Source organism: Bifidobacterium avesanii (assembly GCF_009299475.1).
Lineage (GTDB): Bacteria > Actinomycetota > Actinomycetes > Actinomycetales > Bifidobacteriaceae > Bifidobacterium > Bifidobacterium avesanii.
The window spans coordinates 1-5,368 of sequence record NZ_WBSN01000046.1; the positions used below are offsets into that span (position 1 = coordinate 1).

At 59.5% G+C, this 5,368-nt stretch carries 2 rRNA genes; both read left to right on the forward strand.

Features of this window, described 5'->3' with window-relative positions:
• Positions 1-101: 101 nt before the first annotated feature.
• Positions 102-1,629 (forward strand): 16S ribosomal RNA (locus tag DSM100685_RS10630).
• A gap of 459 nt (positions 1,630-2,088) precedes the next feature.
• Positions 2,089-5,160: ribosomal RNA gene (locus DSM100685_RS10635) — 23S ribosomal RNA — on the forward strand.
• The 16S and 23S rRNA genes sit together here, the layout of an rRNA operon.
• Positions 5,161-5,368 lie beyond the last annotated feature (208 nt).

Consider the following 5,368-nt stretch of genomic DNA (forward strand, 5'->3'; position numbering starts at 1 on the left):
GGGGGTTGGGGTTTTGAGTGCGGACTTCTTTTCCTTATTAAGAAGTCGCGTCTTTTTCTTTAAATTGAGAGTCATTCAATTGGTTCTCTTCATGAAGTTTTTTTGTGGAGGGTTCGATTCTGGCTCAGGATGAACGCTGGCGGCGTGCTTAACACATGCAAGTCGAACGGGATCCGGCCAGCTTGCTGGTTGGTGAGAGTGGCGAACGGGTGAGTAATGCGTGACCGACCTGCCCCATGCTCCGGAATAGCTCCTGGAAACGGGTGGTAATGCCGGATGCTCCACAGGGCTGCATGGCCCTGTGGGAAAGCGCTTAGCGGCATGGGATGGGGTCGCGTCCTATCAGCTTGACGGCGGGGTAACGGCCCACCGTGGCTTCGACGGGTAGCCGGCCTGAGAGGGCGACCGGCCACATTGGGACTGAGATACGGCCCAGACTCCTACGGGAGGCAGCAGTGGGGAATATTGCGCAATGGGGGGAACCCTGACGCAGCGACGCCGCGTGCGGGATGGAGGCCTTCGGGTTGTAAACCGCTTTTGATCGGGAGCAAGCCTTCGGGTGAGTGTACCTTTCGAATAAGCGCCGGCTAACTACGTGCCAGCAGCCGCGGTAATACGTAGGGCGCAAGCGTTATCCGGATTTATTGGGCGTAAAGGGCTCGTAGGCGGTCCGTCGCGTCCGGTGTGAAAGTCCATCGCTTAACGGTGGATCTGCGCCGGGTACGGGCGGGCTGGAGTGCGGCAGGGGAGACTGGAATTCCCGGTGTAACGGTGGAATGTGTAGATATCGGGAAGAACACCAATGGCGAAGGCAGGTCTCTGGGCCGTTACTGACGCTGAGGAGCGAAAGCGTGGGGAGCGAACAGGATTAGATACCCTGGTAGTCCACGCCGTAAACGGTGGACGCTGGATGTGGGGCCCTTTCCACGGGTTCCGTGTCGGAGCTAACGCGTTAAGCGTCCCGCCTGGGGAGTACGGCCGCAAGGCTAAAACTCAAAGAAATTGACGGGGGCCCGCACAAGCGGCGGAGCATGCGGATTAATTCGATGCAACGCGAAGAACCTTACCTGGGCTTGACATGTTCCCGACAGCCGTAGAGATGCGGCCTCCCTTCGGGGCGGGTTCACAGGTGGTGCATGGTCGTCGTCAGCTCGTGTCGTGAGATGTTGGGTTAAGTCCCGCAACGAGCGCAACCCTCGCCCCGTGTTGCCAGCATTTCGGATGGGAACTCACGGGGGACCGCCGGGGTTAACTCGGAGGAAGGTGGGGATGACGTCAGATCATCATGCCCCTTACGTCCAGGGCTTCACGCATGCTACAATGGCCGGTACAGCGGGATGCGACATGGTGACATGGAGCGGATCCCTGAAAACCGGTCTCAGTTCGGATCGGAGCCTGCAACCCGGCTCCGTGAAGGCGGAGTCGCTAGTAATCGCGGATCAGCAACGCCGCGGTGAATGCGTTCCCGGGCCTTGTACACACCGCCCGTCAAGTCATGAAAGTGGGCAGCACCCGAAGCCGGTGGCCTAACCCCTTGCGGGGAGGGAGCCGTCTAAGGTGAGGCTCGTGATTGGGACTAAGTCGTAACAAGGTAGCCGTACCGGAAGGTGCGGCTGGATCACCTCCTTTCTACGGAGAATTCAGGGCGCCGTGTGGCGTCCGGTGTGTGCCCCTCCGGTCGGATCGTCCGTTCCGGTTGGGGTTGCTGGTGTGGAAGAGATCGAAGTGCTTGTCGCCTTCCCCTCGGGGTGGGTTTCAATCGGTATGAACATGCTGTTGGGTTCCCGGACCGCGCGCCCCTCAGGGGTTGGTGGTTCCGTCCCGTCGCCGGCGTGGCGCCTCCCGTTTTCGGGTTTGGTGTCGTGTTGGCGTGCGGCGGTGGTTTGAGAACTGGATAGTGGACGCGAGCAGCATGCCTCGCCCTTTGGGGTGTGGCGTGTTGCTGTTGATTTCGATCGAACTTCATTTTTGGTGTTGTTCGTCGATCGTTTTGTGATCATCTTTTGTGTGATGATGTGTCGTCTGGACGTTTTGCGATGGTGCCTTCCGGCTTCGATCCATTGAACGCTTTGTTTGGTGTTTTGTGGGTGGTTGCCTGGTAAGGGCGCGTGGCGGATGCCTTGGCAGACAGGACCGATGAAGGACGCGTGGGGCCGCGATAGTCCTCGGGGAGCCGCCGACAGGGCTTTGATCCGAGGGTTTCCGAATGGGGCAACCCGGCAGCCGTCATGGGCTGTCACCACCTTTTGGGTGGGGGGTACGCAGGGAAGTGAAACATCTCAGTACCTGCAGGAGGAGATATTCCGTGAGTAGTGGCGAGCGAAAGCGGATCAGACCAAACCCGTGTCGTGTGATACCCGCTGGGGGTTGCGGCATGGGGGTTGTGGGATTTCGTGTCCCGGCGCCGGCGCGCCGGGCCGCAGTGACAAAATCGCGTGCGAGGGGAACCGGATTGGATGCCGGGCCGTAGAGGGTGATGGCCCCGTACCCGTCAGCGCGTGGTCTGCGGATCGTTGTTCCCAAGTAGCGCGGGCCTCGTGGAATCCCGTGTGAATCGGCCCCGACCGTGGGGTAAGTCTAAATATTCCTGTCTGACCGATAGCGTACTAGTACCGTGAGGGAAAGGTGAAAAGCACCCCGGGAGGGGAGTGAAAGAGTTCCTGAAACCGCGCGCCTACGATCCGTCGGAGCCTTCCTTTTGGTGGGGTGACGGCGTGCCTATCGAAAAATGAGTCTGCGAGTCAGTGGCAGGTGGCGAGCGTAAGCCGTGTGGTGTACGCGTAGCGAAAGCGAGTCTTAATCGGGCGTTTTGAGTCGCTTGTCCTGGACCCGAAGCGGGATGATCTAGCCCTGAGCAGGCTGAAGCGCGGGTAAGACCGCGTGGAGGGCCGCACCCACCTGGGTTGAAAACCGGGGGGATGACTTGGGGTTAGGGGTGAAAGGCCAATCAAATTCCGTGATAGCTGGTTCTCTCCGAAATGCATTTGGGTGCAGCGTCGGGTGAGTACATCCGGGGGGTAGAGCTACTGGATGCTTGAGGGCCCGTATTGGGTACCGACAGCAGCCAAACTCCGAATACCCGTGATGCGTATCCCGGCAGTGAGTCGGCGGGGGATAAGCTCCGTCGTCGAAAGGGAAACAGCCCAGACCGTCGTCTAAGGTCCCTCAGCGCGTGCTAAGTGGGAAAGGATGTGGGGTCGCATAGACAGCCAGGAGGTTGGCTCAGAAGCAGCCATCCTTGAAAGAGTGCGTAACAGCTCACTGGTCTAGTGGTCCCGCGCCGACAATGTAGCGGGGCTCAAGCACGCCACCGAAGACGCGGCAGTCGTTTGACTGGGTAGGAGAGCGTCCCCATCGGGTCGAAGCCGTGGTGGAAACCAACGGTGGACTGGTGGGGAGTGAGAATGCAGACATGAGTAGCGAGAGCGGGGTGAGGATCCCCGCCGCTGGATGACCAAGGGTTCCGGGGCCACGTTCGTCGTCCCCGGGTGAGTCGGGTCCTAAGGCGAGGCCGACAGGCGTAGTCGAATGGATGAACGGGTTGATATTCCCGTACCGGTTTTCAGCCGTCAAAACCGAGGCGTTGAGTACTAACCTCCGTCCGGTCCTGAATGCCCTTTAGGGGGTTGGATGGTCCGGGTGTTGGGACCGTAGGCGTAGTAGGTCAGCGCAGGAGTGACGCAGGGGGGTAGCCGGCCGCGGTGGTGGTTTTCCGTGGCCAAGCGTGTGGCCCGCATCCCAGGCAAATCCGGGGTGCATGTAGGGTGAGGCGCGATGGTGGGGGGCTTTTGCCCCGATATCCGGTGATCCCGTGCTGCCGAGAAAAGCTTCGGCGTCAGGCTGTTTGCCGCCCGTACCCCAAACCGACACTGGTGGTCTGGTAGAGTATACCAAAGCGATCGAGCGAATCCTGGTCAAGGAACTCGGCAAATTGCTCCCGTGCCTTCGGCATAAGGGAGACCCCCGGGGGTGAGGCGCCTTTGCGCGTGGAGCTTTTGGGGGTGGCACAGGCCAGGGGGTAGCGACTGTTTACCAAAAACACAGGAGCGTGCGAAGGCGCAAGCCGCTGTATACGCTCTGACGCCTGCCCGGTGCCGGAAGGTTAAGAGGATCCGTCAGCCCTTCGTGGGTGAAGCGGTGAATTCAAGCCCCGGTAAACGGCGGTGGTAACTATAACCATCCTAAGGTAGCGAAATTCCTTGTCGGGTAAGTTCCGACCTGCACGAATGGCGTAACGACTTCCCCACTGTCTCGACCAGGAGCTCGGCGAAATTGCAGTACGAGTAAAGATGCTCGTTAAGCGCAGAAGGACGAAAAGACCCCGGGACCTTTACTATACCTTGGTATTGTCGTTAGGTGTGGATTGTGTAGCATAGGCGGGAGACTGTGAAGCCCAGGCGCCAGCTTGGGTGGAGTCGACCAGTGAAATACCGTTCTGTCCTCATCTGGCGTCTAACCTCGACAAGTTATCCTTGTCAGGGACAGTGCCTGGCGGGTAGTTTAACTGGGGCGGTTGCCTCCCAAAGAGTAACGGAGGCGCCCAAAGGTTCCCTCGGCCCGGTTGGCAATCGGGTGTTGAGTGTAATCGCACAAGGGAGCTTGACTGCGAGAGCGACGGCTCGAGCAGGGACGAAAGTCGGGGATAGTGATCCGGTGCCGGCGCACGGGCGCGGCATCGCTCAACGGATAAAAGGTACCCCGGGGATAACAGGCTGATCATTCCCAAGAGTCCATATCGACGGGATGGTTTGGCACCTCGATGTCGGCTCGTCGCATCCTGGGGCTGGAGCAGGTCCCAAGGGTTCGGCTGTTCGCCGATCAAAGCGGCACGCGAGCTGGGTTCAGAACGTCGTGAGACAGTTTGGTCTCTATCCTCTGCGCTCGTTGGAATCTTGAGGAGGCCTGCCCATAGTACGAGAGGACCTGGGTGGACGAACCTCTGGTATGCCGGTCGTCACGCCAGTGGCGCGGCCGGTTGGCTACGTTCGGAAGGGATAACCGCTGAAAGCATCTAAGCGGGAAGCCTTCTCCAAGATAAGGATTCCTTGGGCTCTTCGGAGTCCTGTACCCTCCATGTTGAACACGTGGTTGATAGGCCGGATGTGGAAGCCCCGTGAGGGGTGGAGCTGACCGGTACTAATCGGGGGATTGGCAATCATCTTCCCACTTTTGGTGGGGGTTGGTTGGCATGGTTGCAAGCATTGTTCTTCGATACTAGCGCAATTGGTTTTCACAAGACTTCGCGTCCGCTTTCCGGTTCCCGGACCGCCGCCCCCATTGATCCTTCGGGGTTGGTGGTGTTTGGTTTTGCGGTGGTCATGGCCCAGGGGTGACGCCCGGTTTACTTTCCGAACCCGGTAGCTAAGGC